General features: G+C 36.4%; 26 protein-coding genes. 1 reads left to right on the top strand and 25 read right to left on the bottom strand.

The features are described 5' to 3' along the window. Positions 1–8 precede the first annotated feature (8 nt). The 22 genes from CS562_RS22650 to CS562_RS22550 form a co-directional block, all read right to left on the bottom strand. Positions 9–401, bottom strand: coding sequence for a hypothetical protein (locus CS562_RS22650; protein WP_099858296.1), 393 nt, complete (start codon positions 399–401; stop codon positions 9–11). Further along, complete coding sequence (locus CS562_RS32645) at positions 391–1,185, bottom strand: HNH endonuclease (RefSeq protein WP_125477316.1); 795 nt, start codon at positions 1,183–1,185, stop codon at positions 391–393. The genes CS562_RS22650 and CS562_RS32645 overlap by 11 nt, the downstream gene beginning before the upstream one ends. Before the next feature lies 1 nt (position 1,186). After that, positions 1,187–1,675, bottom strand: a complete 489-nt coding sequence (locus CS562_RS22640) for a peptidoglycan recognition protein family protein (protein WP_099858294.1) — start codon at positions 1,673–1,675, stop codon at positions 1,187–1,189. Positions 1,676–1,679: 4 nt separating this feature from the next. Next, positions 1,680–2,132, bottom strand: coding sequence for a phage holin family protein (locus CS562_RS22635; protein WP_099858293.1), 453 nt, complete (start codon positions 2,130–2,132; stop codon positions 1,680–1,682). A 58-nt stretch (positions 2,133–2,190) separates the two neighbouring features. Beyond that, positions 2,191–4,236 carry a DNRLRE domain-containing protein gene (locus tag CS562_RS22630; RefSeq protein ID WP_099858292.1) on the bottom strand — a complete coding sequence of 682 codons (2,046 nt, stop codon included), beginning with the start codon at positions 4,234–4,236 and terminating at the stop codon, positions 2,191–2,193. Between the two features lie 32 nt (positions 4,237–4,268). Next, the gene (locus CS562_RS22625; protein ID WP_099858291.1) at positions 4,269–6,290 is read right to left on the bottom strand and encodes a discoidin domain-containing protein; all 2,022 of its coding nucleotides are present in this window, start codon (positions 6,288–6,290) and stop codon (positions 4,269–4,271) included. Positions 6,291–6,342: 52 nt separating this feature from the next. Further along, the gene (locus CS562_RS22620) at positions 6,343–7,521 is read right to left on the bottom strand and encodes a hypothetical protein (RefSeq protein ID WP_099858290.1); all 1,179 of its coding nucleotides are present in this window, start codon (positions 7,519–7,521) and stop codon (positions 6,343–6,345) included. A 59-nt stretch (positions 7,522–7,580) separates the two neighbouring features. Beyond that, complete coding sequence (locus CS562_RS22615; RefSeq protein WP_099858289.1) at positions 7,581–8,813, bottom strand: SPRY domain-containing protein; 1,233 nt, start codon at positions 8,811–8,813, stop codon at positions 7,581–7,583. Positions 8,814–8,844: 31 nt separating this feature from the next. Next, positions 8,845–9,105, bottom strand: a complete 261-nt coding sequence (locus CS562_RS22610; RefSeq protein WP_099858288.1) for a hypothetical protein — start codon at positions 9,103–9,105, stop codon at positions 8,845–8,847. 13 nt (positions 9,106–9,118) lie between these two features. Next, the gene (locus CS562_RS22605; RefSeq protein WP_099858287.1) at positions 9,119–9,685 is read right to left on the bottom strand and encodes a hypothetical protein; all 567 of its coding nucleotides are present in this window, start codon (positions 9,683–9,685) and stop codon (positions 9,119–9,121) included. A 1-nt stretch (position 9,686) separates the two neighbouring features. Then, positions 9,687–10,298 carry a hypothetical protein gene (locus tag CS562_RS22600; protein ID WP_099858286.1) on the bottom strand — a complete coding sequence of 204 codons (612 nt, stop codon included), beginning with the start codon at positions 10,296–10,298 and terminating at the stop codon, positions 9,687–9,689. Positions 10,299–10,374: 76 nt separating this feature from the next. After that, entirely contained in the window at positions 10,375–10,914 is a 540-nt protein-coding gene (locus CS562_RS22595) for a hypothetical protein (RefSeq protein ID WP_099858285.1), read from the bottom strand. A 24-nt stretch (positions 10,915–10,938) separates the two neighbouring features. Next, entirely contained in the window at positions 10,939–12,093 is a 1,155-nt protein-coding gene (locus CS562_RS22590; protein ID WP_099858284.1) for a hypothetical protein, read from the bottom strand. 12 nt (positions 12,094–12,105) lie between these two features. Continuing rightward, the gene (locus tag CS562_RS32640) at positions 12,106–12,579 is read right to left on the bottom strand and encodes a hypothetical protein (protein ID WP_125477314.1); all 474 of its coding nucleotides are present in this window, start codon (positions 12,577–12,579) and stop codon (positions 12,106–12,108) included. Between the two features lie 8 nt (positions 12,580–12,587). After that, positions 12,588–13,226 (bottom strand): phage tail family protein, encoded by a 639-nt coding sequence (locus tag CS562_RS22585; RefSeq protein WP_099858283.1) that lies wholly within the window; start codon positions 13,224–13,226, stop codon positions 12,588–12,590. A 10-nt stretch (positions 13,227–13,236) separates the two neighbouring features. Beyond that, entirely contained in the window at positions 13,237–13,872 is a 636-nt protein-coding gene (locus CS562_RS22580) for a hypothetical protein (protein ID WP_099858282.1), read from the bottom strand. A gap of 15 nt (positions 13,873–13,887) precedes the next feature. Continuing rightward, a complete protein-coding gene (locus tag CS562_RS22575) occupies positions 13,888–14,502 on the bottom strand; it encodes a phage tail domain-containing protein (RefSeq protein WP_306554809.1) in 615 nt (204 codons plus the stop codon). 93 nt (positions 14,503–14,595) lie between these two features. Continuing rightward, positions 14,596–15,147, bottom strand: coding sequence for a GNAT family N-acetyltransferase (locus CS562_RS22570; protein WP_099858281.1), 552 nt, complete (start codon positions 15,145–15,147; stop codon positions 14,596–14,598). Between the two features lie 21 nt (positions 15,148–15,168). Beyond that, a complete protein-coding gene (locus CS562_RS22565; protein ID WP_099858280.1) occupies positions 15,169–15,351 on the bottom strand; it encodes a hypothetical protein in 183 nt (60 codons plus the stop codon). Between the two features lie 243 nt (positions 15,352–15,594). Further along, positions 15,595–15,945 carry an SHOCT domain-containing protein gene (locus CS562_RS22560; RefSeq protein ID WP_099858279.1) on the bottom strand — a complete coding sequence of 117 codons (351 nt, stop codon included), beginning with the start codon at positions 15,943–15,945 and terminating at the stop codon, positions 15,595–15,597. An 84-nt stretch (positions 15,946–16,029) separates the two neighbouring features. Then, the gene (locus CS562_RS22555) at positions 16,030–16,584 is read right to left on the bottom strand and encodes a zinc-ribbon domain-containing protein (RefSeq protein ID WP_099858278.1); all 555 of its coding nucleotides are present in this window, start codon (positions 16,582–16,584) and stop codon (positions 16,030–16,032) included. Beyond that, positions 16,581–16,967 (bottom strand): hypothetical protein, encoded by a 387-nt coding sequence (locus CS562_RS22550; RefSeq protein ID WP_099858277.1) that lies wholly within the window; start codon positions 16,965–16,967, stop codon positions 16,581–16,583. Before CS562_RS22550 ends, CS562_RS22555 begins: the two co-directional genes overlap by 4 nt. Positions 16,968–17,127: 160 nt before the next feature. Between CS562_RS22550 and CS562_RS22545 the strand changes: the two genes are divergently transcribed. Beyond that, positions 17,128–17,598: a helix-turn-helix domain-containing protein gene (locus CS562_RS22545; RefSeq protein ID WP_099858276.1), complete on the top strand. Its 471-nt coding sequence runs from the start codon at positions 17,128–17,130 to the stop codon at positions 17,596–17,598. Between the two features lie 30 nt (positions 17,599–17,628). Here the strand turns inward: CS562_RS22545 and CS562_RS22540 are convergent, their stop codons facing one another. From CS562_RS22540 to CS562_RS33055, 3 genes are all read right to left on the bottom strand, one after another. Then, positions 17,629–18,387, bottom strand: coding sequence for a stalk domain-containing protein (locus CS562_RS22540; RefSeq protein WP_257219581.1), 759 nt, complete (start codon positions 18,385–18,387; stop codon positions 17,629–17,631). Between the two features lie 87 nt (positions 18,388–18,474). After that, positions 18,475–22,008 (bottom strand): phage tail protein, encoded by a 3,534-nt coding sequence (locus tag CS562_RS22535; protein WP_099858275.1) that lies wholly within the window; start codon positions 22,006–22,008, stop codon positions 18,475–18,477. A gap of 48 nt (positions 22,009–22,056) precedes the next feature. Beyond that, positions 22,057–24,224, bottom strand: a 2,168-nt coding sequence (locus CS562_RS33055) for a coiled-coil domain-containing protein (protein WP_180287205.1), incomplete at its 5' end; no start/stop codon positions are given.

Raw genomic sequence — 24,224 nt, 5'->3', positions numbered from 1 at the left:
TTACTTAATTACTTGCTTACTTTGATGTTATTATCTTTACGGAAGTTAATCACAAGCTGTCTCCAGAAATCGTAACTACCTGTGGTGTCAGAAATATAATCTTTGTAATACTCATATGCAGCTTTAGCCCAAGAAGGACATTCCATATTAGCTTTTGCTTTCTCAGCTTTGATCCAATCTGATTGTGATTTTACTGTTTTCTCAAGTGTGTCCATTTGCAATTTTTCTGCTTCAGTCATTTTTTCATCATCCTTTGGTTTTGTAGTTGTAATTGGATTCGTAATTCCACTTCTTAAACGTTCTAGTTCTGCTTTGACTTGAGGAATAAAGTTTTTATTCGCAGCAGCAATTGTATTACCGTCTCCCCAAAAGTTTGTTCCTGGGCATGATTTAAATGACATGTAGCACTCCGTTTCTTAACGATATGTATTCCATTAACTGCTCTTCGTTATTGTTTTTTGTTCCATAAACATAATGAAAAGAGCCCCGCACACTAGGATTGTGGCAGGACTCGCATAATGTTATTCCGTTGTCTAATTCAAATCTTAGATTTGCGTGTGCCGAGAAGTTTAAAATATGGTGTGCATGTAAGTTTCCACCTTTACAATCCCCGCAGCACTGACAAGTGAACCCATCTCGTATAAAAACAGATATACGCCAATCTTTATATTTCTTAGAACTTCTGATTCTAGATAGTTCGTTTTTATCATCGCCTGTCCAATTCCAGACATTTTCTCCGCGATGATACTCGTTGTAACACCTTCTACATCGTTCTTGTCTTTTAAAGTTATGCAAACTGTTCTTACTTTCTGCTCCACATGAACATAGATACTTCATAGGTGTGTTTGCGCTAATGTACTCATCCTCTAATAAAATACAGTTTCTTTTGAGATACAATTCTCTGACCTTTTCTAAATCGTATTTATTGTGATTGCAAAATTTTTGTTGAGTGTTCGGTACAGCTAAACCCAAAAAGTCATATATTGGTTCAATATGTTTCCCAGGTGCAGAAAATAATGATCTTACAACCGAATAAGAAGGAAGCCAACTACAGTTATCAATTAGATATGAAGAAAGCTTCCCTTCCTCTTGATAGAGTTTATGTAAAAGTGGCACTACAACCGCTAATCGCTCTTCTCTGGGACTATTTCTTTTGAAATAATTCTTTGCTCCTATTTGCTTCAAATTAGTATTTTTCTCTCTTTCCCGTCTCAAGATTGTACCAATGATGATATACAATGTGATTTGTATCTACAGGAATATTGAATTTTTCACATAGGCAGGCATAAATATGGACAATCGCTCTTTTTTGAATGTCGGTCATGCTATCTCCACCGACATCAAAGTTTCCAATTATCTCAATACATAGTGCTCCAGTGTTTGCACCTTTTATTCCAGCAGGAGTTACGTTCAAATTGCGACCAAGACTGTATCCAATTTGGCCTGTTTCAAATAATGTGAAGTTTTGCCCAATATCATTCCAACCTTGATTTAAGTGACTATTTCTCATGCCCTCTAAGCATTTAAACGGATCTTGATTCTTTCTTGTTGTGTAGTTTGGCAAGTATGTATGGTGCACTTGTAATTTGTTAATGTCTCGTGTTATCTTCTGCTTTTGAAGCCATGGACGAAACTCTTCAATATCAAGTAGAAGGAAATTCCCTTTCTGAATCATTCAATCACTCCTTATCTTTGTCTTTATCTTCAGTTCCACTCTTATCTTTTAAGATGGAAACAGCCTTTTTTACTTGTTCAGGTAGTGGGAGATCTAATCTCCCGTAGTTTTCAAGCAAACTAATAAACTCATTCATTAGGTAGAAGTATGTAGCACCAACGGCAAGACTCAATGTCCCATTTAAACCAAGCAAGGTATCAATCCTAAAAAGGACTGCAATAACAGTGAACATGAGGACTTTCTTCAAAATTCCAAAGAAACCTTTACGCGAATTTAATCCCTTGTCGTCACGTGTTGGATTCTTATACCCTTCGTATGCAGATGCAGCTAAACCAGTAATCCAATCCAACACTGTAAAGATCACGAGCAAAGCAAGAGCTTCATTCCAACCTCCGAATGCATAACTTACTATTGCACCAACCACCCCCACAATAAAATTTAAAAATTTGTCTGACACATCGTTTTCCTTCTCTCAATTAAAATAAGACTCCCCAAAATGGAGAGCCTTGTGAAACTTACAATATGTAATAATAAGAACCTGAAGAAGCGCCTCTAATAATTAGAGTGGAGTTCATGTCACTAACATCGCGTTTGCGGATACTCACTAGTCCATCAATATCATGAAGGCCACCAACTCTAGGGTACAAGAATCCACCAAGATCAGGCTTAGATATAACCACTTCCGATGCAACCTCTGTAAACTGTTTAATCATAATGGTTGATTCCATATCACTGAACTGTCTAATATCAATTGAACTATCTAGGTATTCTCTATCTTTGATATAAATTGTACCATCTTGTTCAGATACATATTTTATTTCTAGTGTGGAATACATATCCGGTCTTGATACAGAGATGATTGACTCACAATCCTCAAATGCTGGAACATCAATAAATGATTCAATATCTGAATTTCTTACTGCACGTATGAGCAACTCTGAGTTAATATCTGGTCTTGATATACCAATACTCGATTCATAATCATCATATGCTCTAATGTTTACGTAAGCTTCGATATCTTCGTCATAAACACCACGTATGTAAAATTCTGCATCCATGTCAGGACGATTTACAGATATGAAGCCCTCCTGATAATTGAGGTTTGGTATGTCGATCATTGCGTTGAGATCACCAAAACCTTGCTCACGAATAGTAAAAATACCAGACAATTCAGGATTTGATATAGCTATAAATGATTCAGTATCATCGTAGAACTCATTCCTAATGGACACTTCAGAACTCAAGTCATGTCTAATACGAGTATAGTTAGACACTTCAACATAGGAGGCTATGTCGGGCTTAGAAATTACAATGTTACCGTTTAGATCGTCAAATGCTCGATTTGCAATTGATACTTCACTAGTTAAGCTCATCTTAGGGTCAATAGTTATTGTTGATAGCAACTCAGGAATAGATACGGCTAATGATGTATCCATTTCAACTATTCGACTCTCAATAATCGTGACACTTGAATCAATTTCACTTTCTGTACGAATAGCCACAGTTAACGAAGAGTATATATCTGGGCGACTTATGCCCAGTACGCTGTCCATTTCTTTCAACATTGGATCTTCGTATCTGTGAACATAAAGGAACGAATCTAAATAGTGCAAACCTCTGTCGCTGTGTACAGTTAATGTGGAATTAATATCTTTATAGCCCTTTTGATAAATAAATAACTCTGAATCCATCTCTGCTCGACCATAAGATTGAACGGCAGAGGTTATGTATCTGACTTGGAGTATTGGAGGCTTACTGGACTCCCTAGTATTAAAATAGATAGGAGTATCATCGACAGACTTAATATTCAATCCATAGTTGTTTAATGACCCATCTTGCCAACGTTTCAGAACTTCTAATACATTGATTTCAATATATTTCTCAATCGTATTAACTGTGTACTGATACGCCAGTATTTCCTCAGATCGTGGCTTATTGGCATAAGTAATTCCATACTCACGCCAGATTGTGCTAGGCTGATAAATCTCAATATTAGCACCAGTTTTAATTGTTCCTGTGTAATATAATCTCAATTTAGCATCTTCGAGATACAGAAGGTCGGGTATAGCAACCTTCAAATCTCCAAAGTTTACAAAAGACTCAAACTCCTCAACAGTATCATGACCAACCATCATTCGTTGTGTGTCGCCATAGTTGATTGTTTGCAAATCGATTCGACTTCGAGTGGTTGCATCGCCAATAGGTTTTAAGTCAATGACTGTACGAGGGGCTTCAATTAACTCAAATCTACCCTGAGTTCTATTGTGTGGTCTAACATTAATGGAACATTCTAATTCGCTAAACGCTACAGCCTCAATTGTTGAAACTAAATCACTATTGGATCGATACATTACGTTAAGACTGCTTGATATATCTTTGTTTTGTATAGACGACTTAATTGAAATAGCTGAATCTAGTGTTGACTCTCTTCTTGCAGCAATAACTAGTTCTGATTCTAATCTTGTCTCATCTTGAACATATAATATGTATTTACTTGTAAAACGGTTGGAGGGACTTTTTACATATAGAATCCCCTCCGTATCATGGTCATCATAGTACAAAAATGTCACTCCTCATCTCATTGTATTGAGATTTAAACACGATCAGCGTTTACCACTAACTCAAATAAACCATTTGGATTGGGCTGTGCTCTCATGTCTGTTGCTATACGCACATAAAAATCAATTGTTTCATCTGGCTGTGTGAGTCCATATGTCAGATAGTCAATGGGGAGGAATGGGTTGGCCTGTCTGGATAGTTCGACCACAACACCATCTCGTTCGTATTTCTTATCCATTTCTAAATAGACATTATCAATAGCATATCCAAGTTGATTTTTTATTCTGACTTTTTGAGTTAGAGTTGTTTGTCCAGCTATGATAACTCCAAAGTCTAGCTGCTTCAGAATTCCACCAAATGTATCTGATAGATATTCTCCCGACTCATCCATAAACATCAATCCAGAATAGGAACCAATAAATGTAGTTTCCCAATAATCAGTTTCTCCCCAATAGTCTTGGAACTCCACTTTGAGTTTGTTAGGTTGATTAAATATAATATCTCGATCAGAAATGTTGATATCAATATCTTGAGGCGAGGGAGCTAATCGAGTAAAACTACCATCAGATGGATAGTAAGGTTTATCATTGAGGAGTATTCGATATTGAACTCTACCTTTATCGCTATCATCTAGGACTCCAGTCAACTTGCCGCCCGTCAGAGAAAGTTGAATAGTTGCATTAGTATTCAAAACATAGAAAGCTACATTATCCATCTTAATTGTTTCTGTAGCTGAGTTGATATTAAGTTTCATATTGTCAATTTGAATACCCGCATCAGAGTTATGTATATTATCTTCAATGTAGTAAGCGAATCGAATTTTATTCCCTTTGTCTTTCAGCGATTTTGAACCGATAAGAGAGAGATCATAATGACTCATTCCGCTTTGTTTGAATGTGAATAAACTTGAGATGTCGATAGTTTTCCACTTACCAAATTTACACACTTCCCAAGTGTCACCTTCATTGAACGAGACCGCAAATCTTAAAGTCCCATTTGTAGAATTGAGTTTATCTACAATAGAAAGTAGATCACCAAACATATAATAATCGTCTGTTTGAATTATGGATTGAGGAGAGGGGATAGATGAGGATGTAACTGTTTTGGGATTATTATTATCACTCCACGTAACCACGTCAAAATCTCCCTCAAGTTCATCCAATGGGGAGTAATTAGCCGTGATATTTAGTTCAGCTGACGTTTTAGAGGGATCGTCTGTGTAGTATAGAACATCCACACTATCACCCAATTCGTCATAGATGGTAAAAGGTTCGGTTTCAATTGTAATCGTTGATTCCGTTTGATTTGGGTCATCAGTGTATTCTATAATTTTGATTTCTTTGTCTTCCCACTCTTGTGCGAGGGTAAAGGGTTCAGTTTCGATATTGAAGGATACCTCTGTTTTGGCTGGGTCGTCTGTGTAATAACATAATTCAACCTCACCTTTAAGTTGTGACCATGCGGTTTCGGGGATGAGAGATAATTCGCTCAATGTGCTTCCATTCAAATAATCTGATTCTGTAGGACTACTAGAAACTTCAATCCATGAACCACTATGATATTTTTTGAAGGATTGATTATGCATCACCAAAACCCTACTTTCAAGGATCATTTCAAACATCTCTAATTCGCCTATCAGGACGTAAGCTCCCGCATTGCCTATGTCGGTTACATTAATTCTATATAATTTAAATTTTTGTGGATTGGTAATAGTGTACTCTTGCCTCAAAACACCAGCACTCCAGTTGATAATGTTTGATCGGCTATCTAAAACAGTCCAATTAGATCCATCATTAGAACCTTCAAAAGTCCAAGATTTTGGTGTGGCTGCATACTGTACACCTACAACTGCAATGCTATATTTATATATAATTATGTCACGTTGAAAATTATAGCCAAGCCAACCCTTCTGTGCTGTATTCGATGTCCAACCTGTATTTAGATTTCTGTCATAAGCACCATATATAGGATATGTGGTATTTGATCCACTAGCTATAATATTTGAGTTTGCGCTTGTAGTTAGCGGTATTGCATTGATCGTTGAATAATTAGCCATTTTAAAGATCATCTCCGTTCTCAAATTTAAATCAAACAATCATTTTACATACTTATGTGATCGAGGCTTTCTTGATTGGTATTTTAGTTGTATCGATTGACTTTCTAAACACTCTACCTGTTCCCATTGGAGCGATTTCCTTTGTTGAAAAACTTGTTTTTTCGAAATTTTCATTTAAGTCTACAACAATCGACTTATCCATTCCCTTGCTCAAAAATAACTCTTCATTTGAATTTTCATTAATTTCTAAAATTGAATATTTTACTGAATTTATCAATTCGAAATCTGTGATAATATAATACAAACCTGAGACAGCTGCAGTAAAAACGATTTGGTAGAATTTATACGGTGTATTGTTTGTGATATCCACTGATAAAGAATCATTGACATCCCAACCTGAAATAGAGCTTTTTGTATCCAATATAGTCCATGTCTGTGCGTTATTTGAACCTTGAAAAGTCCACGAACTTGGTGATTGTGCTAACTGTTTCCAGCATCTAAGTATATATTTATTTATAACTTGAGGTGATGGAAACTCATATCTTAGCCATGAATTCGATGTAGTATTGATGGCAGAACGCCATGTAGATTCAATTGTTATAGTTCTATCAAATGCTCTCCATGCTTCATACGAGGAGCTTTGAACTGAGCTTGCACTAACAATACCACTTGGTAAAATATTTGATGTCATAATTGGTGTCATAATTGTGTCTGTTGTTTTTGTTTTAACTGAGTAAATTTTATCTTCTGATGAAATCAAGAATTTATTCGAATATAGCCATTCAAACATTTCTAATTCTGAAATATCAGTATATGAAGCATCTCCATTGTTAACAGAGCAATTTATTCTGTACATCTTATAGCTTTTTACCTTAGACGAATCGACAATAAACTCTTGCTTAACACCAGCGACCCAAGTTGTTATGTTTATTCGTGTATCAAGAACTTCCCAAATCGTTCCATCATTCGATCCTTCAAATGTCCAACTCTTCACTGACCTAGTTGGAGTCCAAGTTGCGATGGAATATTTAGCTATTGCTTTGGATGTTGGAAATTCATATCTTAGCCACTGGTTGGTTGCTCCAAGACCACGCCATCCTGTAGCGTTAAAAACTCCATTGAAAGCTAGGTATGCGGGGAACGATGCGTCTGCACTACTCGCACTAGCAATACCACTCGGAGCAGTATTTGATGTCATTATTGGGATAGCAGTTACTGTTGAAATTGCCATTAACCCATCTCCTTTCAAAAACAAATAGAACACACCATATAGATGTGTTCCTCGTAAATTTAGCCAAGTATAATCTTGTCTACTCGGCGTTTTGACATATCAATTGTGTGTTCAAAGTTTTTGCCTGAATTGTAAGATTTATTATTCAATAGAATGTGTCTTTTCCTTTCAGATTTACTATTGAAAGGGAAGTTGGTTGAACCATATTTCATAATGGTTCTTTCGTCCAACGATACTGTCTCAATTATGCTTACAACAATAGATTTTTGTTCCATCATTTCGATTGAAGATATCGATGGTCCCGCAACACTTGTTCTCGTCGTATTTATTCGATACTGTTTATAGAAATTTTCATTACTAAATACAAACTCCTTAACTTCCGCATCATTACTCCACGTTATTCCTGTTACCTGATGCAATGTTACCCAAGTATTAGAGATTTCACTATAAGCGTCAAATGTCCAATCTAGGGATTTTTGGGCATTACATGCAATCGTGTATTTAATGATTTTTTTAGGTTCCAGAAACGCAAATCCTACATATGAAGCAGATGTAACAATGGATGCCCACCTTGTAGATATGTCTCTGTCAAAAGCCTTCCATGCGGCATATGTCGCACTATTCACACTGCTTGCTATTGCGGTTCCTACAGTTGATGTATCACTTGTTAACTGAGGAATCAAATTTTCTGTATAGACATATTCTGTTGATCCATAGTATTTATTATCGCCAGATGAAAGTAAGATTTTATTTGAAGGTTTACTATTATAAGCTAAAAATCCACTAGGCATCTTGTAAGCAAAAGGAGTCGCACCAAAATTAAAAGTAACAACTCTGGCAGTACTGTTACTTGCTATTAAAGCACCCATAGTTGGATAAACCTCTCCAAGTTCTTTCACATCGGTATGACTGATACCCATACTCACACCATTTTTGTAAAACTCCAATTTTCCATTATCTAAATCTAGTGCTACTCCAATTACATCTCCAACTGCCAATCCAGTACCGTAACTACTATTCTCTGGATATCTATATCCGTTACCACCAAAAGATCTCCAGTTTGGGCTTGTAGTTACTATGCTAGTAAAAGAATATGATTTATTTGATATTCCCAAAGCAAATCTTAGATCGGTTCCGCTAATAAGGCTCACTTCCCAGTACCATTTACCAGATGTTTTCCCATGCGTTGCACGTACACCATAACTGGTACTTGACACAGTTAAATTCCCGTTACTCAGGGTATTGCCTGAACCCATATCATTAGGATTTAATGTTATATTTAAAATCTCCATAAACAGTCCATCTCCTTTCTAATTGAAATCATTATTTTACAGATAAATTTGTGATCTCAATATATTTCTTTAAATTTACTGTTGATTTAAAAACCTTGCCTGAACCAAGCACTCCATTGTTGGTCATGTTTTGTACAATAACTTTACTACTTCGATTAAACACATTAAGATCAACTATGCCATCCGAAATAAATAAGCTTTTAAGTGGCAATGTTGTTGATAAATTAATCCAAGCGTTATTCTTAAATGTTTTATAGTTCACCGAATCCTGAATCAATGAATAGTTAGCCAAGTTGTCACCTCATTTACTGAAACGTTATTCCGTTAATCTTGCTTAATTTGTTACGCTCAAATTTTGTGCGATAAAGATAACCGTCTTCATGTACCGATACAGTAGGGGAGAGAGCAATGTTACGTTTTAATCTTAAAGTTCCATCAGATGATGAGACATAGTTTGTATTGTATTTACCATCTGTAAACTCATCTACAGTGAGCAGCGCAGGAACAGGGGTTGAGGATAGTTCAATCTTAATTCTTGCATACAACCCCACAGGACTATTTATTTTCCCATCTACATATGTAATCTCAACATAGTCAGTCCAGTCTATATTATTCGTGGATGACTTTGTATAAATTTTGTAATCCACATTTGAACCAGTACCCACCATAGTTTTGACTACTCGTTGAAAGGCAGTTACTTTATCTCCAATTGAAATAATAGAAGATTCCCAAGAACCTTTTGAAGCATAGACTGATTTGCCTGTGGAATCTGTAGCAACTACTTTGAGTTGTAGTTTTCCATCTTTGATTTCTGTACCATCATGCACACCCCCAGTTAAGGAAATGGGGAGTCCAATTTCTTTTGTGCTCAATTTATCTCAACTCCCAATTTATCAGTCCGGAGTGATTAGCTTTCAATGGAGCAACTATTCGATCTATGACAATACCATTCTTGCGGATTATTAATTGACCATCCAAATCCTTATCTGATGTGATTTTAATTTGTAAGTAAGGAATTTCTACATCTGGAAGAGAGAAGATACATTGGTAGTTGATATTCACATCATTAAGATTCATAGTCTTCTTGTAGCCAAAATTAAAACAGTCAATACTATTCTTGAATTTTCCTTCTCTGTCTTTGGTGTTCAAGGTAGCTTCAGAAAAACCATTTTTAAATTGAATGATGTCATTATATAGAAAGGTTCTTCCGGTTAGAGGTAGTTCTTCATCATCTACAATATATGAAACAGCAAAGCGATCCTGATTAACATGAAATACACCATTAGCAACGTTGTAATAGAGCTGCGATCCTTGTCCAACAATACCAAAACTGATTAATTTATCTCTATTAATAATGTAAAAGTCATTTGGTTTTTTAGACTCTAAATCGTATTCTGTCAAGCAAGTGTCATCATAATAATCTGCAATCCAAATATATTTTTGTGGAACTGGAGAGCGAGTATATTGTCTATTTCCTAGGATCAAAGTTAAACCTCCTTATAATAAAAAAAGAGGACAGGAAGTTACCCTGTCCAATTGAGATATGAGTATATGTAATTATTTACACAAAGCGATATGAAATTCTTTTCTTGAAATTTTGTTTCCCTGAACGAGCATTCAAAGGTACTTCACATTGAATAGACAGTGTTACATAGTTACCTGCTGCATCTTGTGGATTACCATTGTTGTTTACACCAAGGATTTCTTTTACTCCTGGCTTTATTGGAGTTGTGTAATTCGCTCCAGAGTGGTCTTTCTTTGTTGTTCCTTTTGTGCCTATTGGCTTTGAAAAATCCTTGCCTACACGAGAGCTTTCCTCGTCAATATCTGTCTCATCTAGAGAGTCTACTTGAACATGAAACCAGTTGTTCTTTACAACTTCAACTTCATTTCCAACCGTATCGCCCGTACCACCGCTCATATCACGAGTAGTAATTGTGCAATCTTCCATTTTAGATACATCCGTTGCACCATTGTAGTTATTCCATACATTAAATATGTAGATTGGACTTTTGCTATCGGCATCGATTACGCCATAATCAAATGGCCCTGTAATTTCTTGCGTGTGAGTCGAATTTCTCCATGAGATAATTGGTTGCATTTGTGTTCCTCCAATATGTATTTTCTATGTTCTTATAGTTAAGTGGACTGTTAGATTTTGCAGATTCAATCCTGCTTTTTTAACATTGATTCTAAAAATATCTCCTGCTAATACTTGCTTTGTTTGAATTACCGCTGCTTTATTGTCGTAATGGCTCTGTGGATTGAATTTTAGATTCGAACTCATCACATTTAGCCATGTATTAAAATTGCGCGTTCTTTCAATCTCGATCTCTGTTTCCGTTTCTCCAGCGACACCACAAAAACCCTTAACATCAACCAACTCACCGTTGAAAGGGAAGGGTGCTAGAATGCCTATGGGTTCCTGAAATACATATGAGTCTTTGCACAACACAATTACTCTATCTTGCAATTCCAAAGGCATATCTTTGAGTTTTAAATGTTCAGCAACACTCATTAATCCATCCTTGAACTCATTGACAACTTGCAAATTTGAGCCGAATATATCGATTTCAATCCAGCTCTTCCCGTCATATCTATATCTTTTACCATCTTTATATGTCTGTGCCGTCCATCCGATTTCAGGAAGAGGGTATTTTAAACGGAGTTCTGACAAGTCCTGAACGGGTTCTTTGTACACAAGGCGGGTAGTATTGTAGGCATCTTTTGCTTTGATTGCTGATTGCGTTGCGTCTTCGGCAGCTAGATTAGCCTTGTCGGTTGCCACTTTAGATAATTCTGTCTGAGCTTGTGACTCCTTAATGGCATCTTCAATCTTACCCAATGCAATCTGATTCTCGTTAATCTTAGCTTGGATTTGATCAATATAATCTTGCAATGTGATAACTACATCTGGATTGCGCGCCACCATAGCATAAATACGAGAGGCAGGGTACATTATCAAGCCTCTTCCCTTGTACCTGCAAAGATGAGCCGTCCCCTCTTGAGAGGAGTTGAATTGAACTACTCCCATTCCATAGTGAACTAAAAATTCGTGTTCATTGATGTATGGTCGATTCTCAAAAACTTCTTGATCAATCTCAACAAATCCAGCTATGTTAACTTTATCAGTAGGGGAGGGGAGTTCTAGTAAGGTAATCATGCCGTTTATAACAGGTAGTGAGTCAGCTCGATCAATAAAGGGGTCTTGCGGTGTTCCACTACGAGAGATAATTGTAACGGGGTCATTGTACTGTAGATATGTACTTAAATCTGGCAATTGTTCACCTCCTTAGTTAACGAATACATTACTACTGCCAGAGGTAATCGGAGTTGTAGTGCTAAGATGTGTTGTTACATTTTTGCTTATGCTAGACACCGCTTTACCACCAACGAAAACAGTTGAGCTACCTGTTGATACTTGGCCTGATCCTGAACCAGATGTACCCGGGCTGATTGATATGATTGATCCACCAAGTTTAGGGGAAGGAGAGGGGTCAGCTATCCATTGTTCTTGTGTAGGTGATGATACTGAGGCGATTGGTTGTCCATTGACATAAACTGTTGAGGTTGAGTTAACTGTTCCAGTGATTTTTGCACCAGTAGTATGTGTAGTGGTGCTATAAACAGGACTATAGCCCGTACAGTTGCCGAATTGATCCCATGATGAGCAAGTTGTACCACTTTGATAGCGCTCAACATACGATACATGTCCGCTTTTATTCGATTCCTGAATTGTTGAACCTTTGTATGCTACTCCAGTCATGCAACCTCCTATTGTAACAATTTGAATTGATATCTGAATTTGATATCTGCATTACCAGTTACCCTTAATATATTTTTGCCAACAGGGAATGAGAGATAGTTATTGTTGAAATCCTTGTATCGATAAGTTACAGCCAATGAAGTTTCAATGTCTTGATTCTCATTGTCTACAAATACAGTTTCATCATGAATAAGGTTCTTGAATTTAAACTCTTCGTTGTTATGAGAAGAATTAACTATACTAAAATCTCCATTACCTTGCTTAGTGATCCATATCTCAGGATAACAATTCTTATCGCCTTTGTTGTCGAAGACAAGAACAGGCTCAAAATTAAAAGTAATACCTTTAAATTCTGGGACTTCATTATATGTATTTCTCATAATCAACACTCTGAACATAATGCTCACATTGTAAAATCCTACATCTTCAACAACATCGGGGATATGAGCACCATTTATACAGTTTTGCCACTCTGACCAGTTGAGATTGTCTCGGGTAAATCTAGTTTGGACAACCAGACTAGATCCAGATGGTTCAACACTTTCCCATGATATCCTACTTAGTACACCATCTGCACTAATTGGAATTGGGATTGGTTCAGATGTATAGTTTCCTTTTAAATTGATAATGGATTGCCATGTTGTCATATGATCTCACCTATCCAATCTTACCGAAAGGGTAGAAGAGAGCAGCAGATCCAGCTTCTTTCCACCTCGTTATTCTGTAGGTAGCCCATGAAGCATTCTTATCATAAGTGGTAGCACCATCAACAGTTTGCCAAGGTGGTTCCGTATTGCCAGATTCACCAGCCTGAATACATATGTAAAATCGACCATTTTCTATTGTAGGCAAAACAATATCATTAAGTTTATACTGTGTGGTAGCAGCCCACGTACTTGCTAATCGAGTATCATTGAATTGAGCGTCAGTGGAGACGGGGAAGACAGGTTCTGTATGTCCCGATGTGCCAGATTGGACACAAATATAAACATGACCATTATCAACTCTAGGTATAATGTAATCACCAACGGTATGACTCTTAAGCCTTTGCCAGAATGGAGCTGCTTTACCTGTGCGGACATTTACCCAACCAACATAGCCTTCATAAATAGGAGCGCTATTGTATAAACGCTTAGTTCTTAAATAGTCTCCACTAGTAGGAGTGGCGGACACATAATCATCTGATATGAGATCAAGTAAATTAAAATTATCTCCAAGTTCTCTGATAGTTTTTTCTATTTCATCTGTAAAGGAGGGTATCTTGAGTTTAAGTTTATTTGATTCAGTAGACATTTGATTCTCCTTTCTTTAAATATCTGACCATTTAGTACCTGTCTCAAAGTCTGACCATTTTGGCTTTGCTGGATTAAGTATTAAATTCCCTTGTGGATTAGTTATTGTTGATTGATGCGTTCCAGTTAAGTATGTATTCTTCTTGATCTCCATTGGAGTGTAATTCCATTGGTATGTACGAGATGTCATGATGGGGGAGTATGAGTAGGGGGAATCGCAGCGAAAGGTCAAGTTGATATAGCCTTGTTTGAGACAGTTATGAACCAAAGTGGAATCATCGACAACCATGGCGTAGAAAATACGTTCGGTTCCTATTGCAAGATCATTAGTAAAATACAGTTCTTGATAATAATCATGCTGAGTCAACCATCTTGCCACTTCACGTATTTTCTCTGTGTTCCATGTTTCTTCAAATGCGAAAGAGACCGAAAACTTTAGCGGTTCAGTTTCAGTCCTCATAAAATATGGTTTGTCATTACCTTTAACTTTTTCCTCAACTATTTCTCTAGAAGGAAAGAACATCTCTTCTTGCATACCACTGTTTAAATTTACGTTGATGAGTCCATGTTTAACGGAAGTTTCACCAGCGAATGAAAAGTAAAGGGAGTCACGTATTGTAATCCAAATCACCTCCAATATAAAATTTGGACAAATAAAAAAGCCCTATTTATAAGGCTTTTTAGTAGCTAATTTCTATGTAAAATCGGTATTTCATTTAAACTATTAATCTAATCGCTCATACTCAAAATATTGAGGAGGTATACTGAATAACATTTTAGCGACACCTAGAACCTCATCTTTTTCAAGTTCATAGAAACCCAGACTTTCATAAAATTTAATGGGTTCTTCGTCGAGATAGGATTCTAAATAAACAAAGTTGCAACCAATATTTTCTATTAAGTCAATTGTCATAGCTAACACTTGGGTAACTGCAAGCCTTGCTATTCCAGTGCGTTTATGCTTTTTATCTACTCCTAGGAATTGAATATGTACAATTGGATACTTCTGATTTTTGTAATAAGGATTTTTAGGGAGTGTACCAGCTAGGCCTAAACGATCAATATCCTTTGAGTTAACTGCTACCTCCCCCAAACGAGTACTGATGAAGCCAACAATTTCATCATCTTTGAAGAATAGTTTTGTTATACAAAAATTGCACTGATGTAGTTCAAGAGCATGTTCTTGTAAAAACTCATTTACGGAATCATTTCCACAGTCAAAGCTCAATACTTTATCCATATAATCTTCTGAAATAAAATCAAATTCAAGTGACATGGGTTTTCTCCAAAAATATAATTATTTTTTTCTTCTAGGAATAGAAGGTGTTGACTTAATCTTCTTAATTAATTCCTCGTTTGTTTTCCCTCTGTTAAACAACAGATCTGTGAACAGTTTTACTTTTTCTTCTGATTTCAACGTGATCTCAGGACTTTTCACATTTAATGTTGCCATTTTCTTTCCCTTCTTTCTATTAGTCATTCAATCATCTCCTATCTATTTTCATTAGACAGTAGATTGTATGATTGAATCTCTAAAATTAGTATTCTTAATGCGGATTTTTGATAATTCGGTCTAGTTAAATTATATAACATATACAATGTATATGCGACACTTTTATCAACTATATTATGACTTATACGAACTAAAAACGTTGAAGTTAAATGAAATAGGTGGTAAAAGTATGCTTTCATGGGAATATAAAAAGCACTCAAATAGTGAGTGCTAACTGTTATGTATATAAGTCTCAACAGAACCCGAGTATTGAGTTTTAAGGCTATCTTTTTTAAAGTTATATTCTTCTTCGGTAATCATACTACTAGCATACATCTTTTCTAATTTATCTAACTCCATAGTGAGGACTCTAACATCCCCTTTTGCATTAGTTATTTTTTCTTGTGCTTGTTTGAATTTGTATGCGATATTCCCATGCATAATTAAAAACACAAACCCAGTGGACATTAATATTATAGGTATAGGATGATACCTTCCAACTTGGAACATTGTTATAAACCCCAAAACAAATAATCCCAACCACACGAACATATACATAACCATTTTATTTTCTTCACTCATATGTAGACCTCACTTCCTAATAATGGAATGATTATACCATGCCTAAAGGAGTGGGTCTACGGTAATGGATAGTTTTATTAAACCTCAACTTAAAGCAAGAGAGAGGACACCCAATTCAGTCAATCGCTCGGTGAGTGTCGAGTCAATGTTTTTGAAATCCCAATATGGGATGCGTATTAGTGGGATGTTGTTAGCTTTGCAATAGTCGTCTTTTATTTTGTCGTTATGTTGTATATATTGTAGTCTTTCTTCACCGATCATGGGTCTATAGTGAAATTCACCATCAAATTCAATTAAACACATTATCATATTACATTTATCTAAAACTGCGAAATCAAAAGGTAGTGATTGTTTATTAATACAGTCTGAGAAAGTCCATTGTCCTTTATAGTTGATTTTATTTGCATTAAGAAATCTTTGAACTGATAATTCACCCTTTGACTCTTTACACCGAGGACAGCCTACATAACTACGTGAATAAATAACCGCTTCCCATTCATGTTCTTTTTTACATTTCCACCAGACTTTTTTATGACTGCCAGCCGAGACATCTGTAGGTTTAATATCTGTATTCTTTTTAAAATTCCATTGTTTCAGTGAATCAGGATGAGTTTGTGATAGTGGAATTATTTTTTTCATAACTCAATATCCTCTAACATTCTTCGCTGATATTTGTTAATCTCCAGCAGCAAATCGCAAGGCATGAGAGAGGACTTCTTCATAAACTCAAACACCTCATTGGCGTTCCATTCCAAAACAAATTCGTATTCATATGTATCTTCCAAATTCATTTGTTCCAACATGTCGAGGATTAAATTTTTGAAGTCGTAGTTGTGGAATTTCTTATGTTTGTGGGGATTATAAAGCATGTAGTTTAATATTTCCTCTTTACCTTTGGCTTGTTGTGTAGCATCTTTCTCGTCTTTCCCAATTGAGTGCCACACACGTCCATAGGGATCTCTGACATAGTAAATATTCTCGAATGAATCAAAAGGGGCAACATATTGAACTTTGGTACGCATGATATCAACTCCTATTTTGTTTTACAAGAAGTACTTGTTATCAAAATAGTACATCGGTATTTATTACTTGTCAATCATGTTGAACAAGTGAATCTTGATTTACCTTTTGCTATGACTAAGATATAATTGACTATAGTCAACAAGCGAGAAGGAGTAGTCTATGAATCCATCAAGTATGAGTGCTATCGAACTAGGTCAATTTTTGCGAAAGCTTCGTGGTAAGGAAAGTCTTAGAACCATTGCTGAGAAAAGTGGACTGAGTTACACATATATAAGTACGATAGAGAAGGGTGTAAGACCCGGAACAAATAAGCCAATTAAAGTAACTCCAGATGCATTGCAAAAACTTTCTGTTGCATACAATCATCCATATGAAGACCTTTTAATTAAGGCGGGGTACTTATGGAATCAACTTGCCTATAAATTTGAATATGATGAGAATGGGTTCAAAGGTTATACAATTGAAGAAACACCAGAGGATTATGGGGTCAATGAGAAGATAGAAGAGAACGATCTTCAAAAGATAATGTTAAATAATAACTACTTGTCTTTCGAAGGAGAAATTCTAACAATGGAAGACAAACTCCAGATACTTGATATGATTCCTGTTTTGCTGAAAAGGAGAAAGTAAAAAGAAGCCCATAAGAGCTTCTTAGTTAGTCTACATCATATAAATTTGAAGTCGATAATAATCACTAGATCCTTTTTCGGTGTAATCAATGGCTTGTTTAGAATTCGAGTCCTTCAGAGAAGCATCAACTTTGAGATTATCCAAGAGTTCTCCTCTAAAGAAACTATTGTTGCTAATTACAGCTAAATGAAGAGGGGTTTGTTTTTCGTTATTCTGAATATTCGGATCGAGAGCATTTCTTTTTATGGCTTTATATGCTTCAAAGTTATTTTCTAAAATCACTAGGTGTAATAGTGAATTGCCAGTCACACTATCAACGGAATTTACATCTAGAGTACCGTTGTTCAATGCTGTACGCAACTTTTCAGCATCTAACTTATCATCGGTTGAGTATGTTTCCTTCAAATTGTTCACCTTTTTGCTTGTTGTCGTGTTATTACTTGAACTTGGAGTAATTGAGTTTGAGCTATTTTGACCATTTGTTATATTACTATTTGTTGTCGATTGAGAAGTAGAAGTTCCTTCTTTTAATGAAACCTGAGAGCTGGTAACGGATTCAACTGAATAACCCAAAGCATTTGCGGTGTCTCTAACTGGAAGATATAGTTTTCCATTCACATTAAGTGGACTATCAGATAACTTTGCTTGAGTTCCATCTACCACGATTTTCACACTTGATTGGGTTGCTTTAAAATATGTAGCTGCCCCAGCCACAGACCCTGCTGTAGCAACCACACCTACGATTGCACCTAACATAAATGTAGGAATTTTTGAAACTAGTTTTTTCATGGTATGTACCTCCGAAGTTTATAGTAAAATTCTCCTGTATAATTAGATAAATTATACTATGTTTATCGGTTAATTGACTGAAAATGTTTAGTTTAAATTTATGCGGTTTGCTTTTAAATTCATAGTCCCTGCTGCTTCGAAGTTCATATTTCGGGATGCTTTGGCATTAATGTCTCCTGTGGATGTCATCTCGAATGTAGTACCGTTTGGCAATGCTATCTTTACATTCCCTCCATCGGCAATAATGTTAAATTCTTTGCTGGCTATTTGAACATTACTTTCTGCTGAGATAATATAAACCCCATCATCTTTGTAATCAATACTTCGCACTTTAGCTGTATTTGAAGCTTTGTACTCTTGTTTATAACCACCGTTGTATTTAGTGTTGACCATTTTAGCTCGATCATTAGCACCGCCATCACCTGTACCAATCTTTTCAACAGGTTGGGCTGCATCACCAGAGCCCTCAAAAGTTGTCTCCCGCTTAATCTTCATGCTTTCTTTAGGGAGAGTATAAGAATATGCAATAATACCAGTGTTTTCTGTGGTCAAGATACGTTTTTCACTGTCTTGCCAAAATAAGAGTCGATTACGAGAATCTTTTGCCTGTTCCTTTGCTGATACTTGAGCTGTAACGTACCGCTGGAAATTATCTTGTATATCAATGTAGTCGATATACTGACCAACATTGGCATCTTTACCAATTGTCTTTAATCGGTTTACGGTGAGGTTGTTGATGTAACCATCATCTGCAAGAATCGTGTTTACCTCTAACATTTCAGCCATCAGCTTGCCGACATTGATCATATCGAAATGGTCAAGATCTATAACTCCAGCATCAGTATCAATAAGCAGTTCTCCAGCCTTACCGTAAAATTTAGCTTTGTGAGCTTTGAGGTTTCCGAAGAGATCCACACTGAACGCTGCATTATCGAAATCTTCTGCGCCCTCTGATATTCTTCCAGCCCACATTCCGATTTTTGGGAAAATCTTAAACACTCCATCTCCATCACGCAGGGTTAGAGAAGAACCTTCAATTGCTCCATTCAGGAATTTGGAGTTTTTAATCTCGGCTCGATCTGCAAACAGGGCATTTAAGTAACAATTTCCAAAATAATCCACTCGGAACGGAGCATTGGCCCACACATCAGATCCAATCCCAAGGCCAAATTCATTTATCACAATAACTTGATTATCATCGCCAACACGCAATCTAAAGTTACCATCCAAAGATAAACCTAAAACATTCGAAGTTACTCCATTACGAATCTTATCTATATAGAATCCTCTAGAATTGTCCATGCCTGATACGTTGGTAATAGTCCTATCATTACAATTACTTGAAGCATATCGATTTACATGTAACCCAAATACATCAGGCAGTTCTGAGGTTAATCCCAACCTTACTACTGGGCGACCACAGCGATCATCAATCATCAGTTTTGAGCCTTCGATTGTAAATACGCCCGTTGTGTCACCAATAACTACACGCTGTCCTAAAATTATTTTTCCAAGGACTTGCTCTGCAATCAGTCCATCAGCGGTCAGGGCAGACTCGTATTTTAAGCCTCCGCTCCTTGTGAGTGCAATAACACCATGAGTCGCCCTTAGGAATCTAAGATGGTCATTTGGGTCGACTATCGTCAGCCCTGTGCGATCCAGTGTAACAAATTCATTGCTTGCCATGTTAACTTCATTGGTAACTTTGTTCCATACATTTTCAAATAGTCGACTCATTTCTGACGAATCAGCTACTGCTTTAGTCCAATCGGGTCTGCCGTTACCTACAACAATAGTAGTGTTCTTACTGTTGCTTAGAAATTTCTCAATCCGAGTACTCTCATCATTCACATTTTTAGCATTGCTCAATGTCAACTTAATACTCGAACCACCATAGTCATAACTAATCTCGCTAATCCTAGCTGTCAACGCTATATCCAATGGTTCATACTTTACATTAACGAAATCCCCAAGAGTTAACTTGTCCCAATTACGTTGTTCCTCAACGATCTCCAAAAAGTTAACAATATCAATCTCAACAGAGAGTTGAGGGACTTGTAACTCCTTAAATTTCTCTAAGGTTGCATCGTAAAGGTCTTGCTCATCTATGTATACGTCATCTGCAAACTCACGTTCAATTACAAAGTAATTCAACTCTTGTAGTTGAGCACTTGTAAAATTGTTCTCTGAATCCAATAAAGTTTGCAGTCCGTTTATTCGGTTTTGAACATTTGTAATCTGATTTAACTTATTACTAATCTCAATTTGCTTAAGGTTGATCTGATTTTCTTTATTGTCTAAACTGTATCTCTCTACAATTACATTGTCATTACCAGCCATTTGATACTCTTCAATACTAATGGTGGCAACCTGCATGAATACACCCGTAGATGTACCATTCACGGTAATTGTTGTTGTCTCCAAGTTGTTTAGTTTACCTAACAGAACCCATTGTCCTGAAACGGTTGATTTGGAAGAGCCATTTAGACTAACAGTTAAACCAGAGGAAGAGTCAACCTTGATCATTGCCGCATAGTTATAGCCCTTGTTCAGTTTAAATTCTCTCGATGAACTACCGCTATGTTGATACTTTTCAAAATACATCTTATCGCCAAACTGCTGAGCAAGTGTTACTTCTTGTACGACTTTTTCATCTTGTTGTAGCTTATTCAGATCAATTTTCAGTGTGTTTAGCTGTGTTTCATAACCTTCTAATTCTTCAAGGTATTGTTTAAACAATCCAGTCTTACTTTCAACAAACGCTTCATAGTCGAGTAGGGCATGGCAAAGCGAATCTGACATCCAATGACTTGATGAAATCACTGTTTTATTGGCATCTCGTTCAAATGGATAGATCCAATATCCGTAGTTTTCAATGTAATTTTGTCCAGTTGGATTAACTTTCTGAATACCCAGTCCATCTTTACCAGAAGCGGAGAGACGTGTAACCATTTCTTCCGAACTGGTATTACGAATCATGTTCTTCATTAGCTTACCGTGTGAAACTGTCCAACCTCTGTTGTTGCCTGTAAGTTCAGGTTTGGTCATTCGAAGTGTTCGCTTATCTGTATTAAAAGTAACGATTGCATTATATTTTTCGGCAACAGAATAAATCGCTTCAAGAACAGTAGATGAGGGGTATTCGAAAGCTCTTCTCGTTAAGATAAAATCGGCATCAATATACTCAATATCCCAAATAGTATTTCCCATTGTGAGTAAGTCATTAAGTACTTGATCCGCTCCATAAGCTTCTACAGAGTAACTTTTTATCAATTTATTACTCAATTCACGTACCAATGAATAACACTTAACATTCATCACATCTGAATCATCAATATTGTCTTCAATATCGTTCACCATAAACCAATCAATTTGAGATCCAGTTACAACTTTGATTAGATAGCGTTCTTTTATCAATGACACATTTTTATTGGGTTTTAATTTATGATGTTTGTCGAGGAAGTAGGGGAGAGTGAAAGAGAGTTCGGCGACATCGTTCAACTTCACATCGATATTATCATTGAATATTTCACTAAGTTTACTGATAATTTCTCTATCAGGTTTAGCCAAAAAGTATTGGGGTTGGATAGGTTTTCGCTTATAATCTATTTCTCCTAGCATGTATTCACTCCTTTCAAGGTAAAATAAAAAGAGAGGGGGTTACCCTCTCTAAATCGTTCTTGTTTTTAACTTACTGTTAAACGCACTGCTTAATTTATTGAGAATACTGTCGCCAGATTCCTTGTCGTTTGCATAAATTTCAACTTTATCTATACGTACACTATTATCATTGCTAGATGGGGAAGATGTAGCTTTAGGCATTAGCCCAGCGAGATTTAACCCACTCTTAATCTTATCAGTGATACCACGCACAACATCTACTACTTTCAAGATATTGCTTGTATCTGACTCTTTAAGAATTAGCTCCTTTTTATGTGCTAAGATGTACTGCCCCTCTGCGGGCACATCACTAGGAGTCATACCACCAGTTTTAGCACTAAAGATTTTCTGATTTACGAGATCCTTAAAACTGCCATCAGGGAATCCATAGACTGAACGTAACTGATCATTCTTAGCTTTCAGAGTATCAAACTGTTGATTAAGATTTTTGTATTGAGTTGAAGCCTTATCAAGTTTAGCCATTTCTGCTTTAATCGACTCAGCAGATTGTTTATTACTCAGATACTCAGTCCACGCTACACGAGCTGCGGTTGTGCCTTTAATAGTTCCCGTTGAGCCCGATGTACCTCCATTAGAACCACTGGATGAACCAGAATTAGGAGCAGAGTAATCACCACCAGAATACTTATTTAGACTCTCCATGGATTTCTGGAAGTCGTAAACCATATTCTGCATCGCTTGAGAGGTTTCAAAAGTATGATCTTTAATAGTGGCAAATAACTTATCGTACTCTCGACCAATTGTGCCGAGTGTTGCTGTGACAACTATTGCATCATTGCTCATCAAGCCTTGCTTAAGATCATAGAAGTACTTTTGATTTTCAAGAATATCTTTGTATTTACGCTCAGTTTTCTTCTTTTCTTCATCCAATTTATCGAGCGTGTCATCATGGAGTTTGTCTTCTTCATCTTTGATTTCATCGTTATAATTCTTATGGTCGTCAAGTTGATCTTGTAAGCCTTGTTTAATGAGCTCTCTCTCTCGATCACGTTGAAACTTACGAATCTCTTCATCAATGGCTGCAAGCTGCTTCTCAAGTTCATCACGTTTAGCTTTCCCTTCCATAGTTCTATCCATGGCATAGGTATTCAACTTGTCTTGAACTTTCTGACGCTCATCCATTTTATTTTGAAGTTCTTCAGTATAATCAACATCTGCATTTTCACGATCAAAAGCCTTTAGACGTGCATTGATGTAGTCTTCAAATTTCTTTTGTTCATCATCAATATTCTTCATGGCCTCTTCGTGACGTTTGTCTTCCTTATCACGGAGTTGATCAAGAGCTTCCAGTTCTAAGTCGCGCTGCTGTTCGATGACTTTTTTGTATTCATCAATGATATTGTCAGCAGCAGATTCGCGGAGCTCTTTTAGCTTATCATTAACATCAGTTAAGGCTGATTTGGTATCAAGCAGGGAAAGATTAAGTTCTTTAAGTAAGTTGTTGTATTTAACCGTTTGCTCAGCATTGAGTTTTCCACTGGTTAATAGGTGTTTTACATATTCAATCTCTTTAGCAACAATACTATTCTTTTCCTCAAGGATGGGGATCTGACTACGCAATTCTTTATTGTAATCTACCGAACCTTCGGTTAATCCTTTTAGATTTGCCTCAGACAGAGACAAAGCATGATCTTGTTCTGCTAACTTATCATTATAGCTTCCAATGAATGACTCAATTACATTCTCACGCTTTGCATAGATCTCTGCTTCATCAGCCAACATTTGAGTCTCTATATCAGAAATCTGCTTGTTATACTCCTGAGAAGTAATCTTTTTCTGCTTCATCAACTCATTGATTTTCTTTATTTCATCTTCTCGGAGTTTTAACTGCTGTCCAATTAAGCTGACTTGAGTTTGTTCTTCTTTTCGCCATTCCTCAGAATTTACATACATTATTGATTGCTTATTGGACGATTTATCGATTTTACTTTGAACTTTTTCGATAGCGTTAGAATACTGTAGAATCCAGTCATCAATTAATCTGAACTGGTTCTCCTTTTGTTCAGTACGGAGCTCTTCAAGTTCTTTTTTAGCATCTTCTTTAGCTTTCGCTTTGTCACTATCAGATGCAGCTTTGGTTGATGTTTTTGTTCCAGAAGAGCCAGTTGAACTAGAAGAGGAGGCAGAGGTAGAGGAGCTTGAACCAGAGATTTCAT

Source organism: Paenibacillus sp. LK1, from assembly GCF_002750415.1.
In the GTDB taxonomy this organism is placed as follows: Bacteria; Bacillota; Bacilli; order Paenibacillales; family Paenibacillaceae; genus Paenibacillus; species Paenibacillus taichungensis.
The sequence above is the reverse complement of the archived record's forward strand: the minus strand, read 5'-3'. Positions and strand labels throughout refer to the sequence as shown.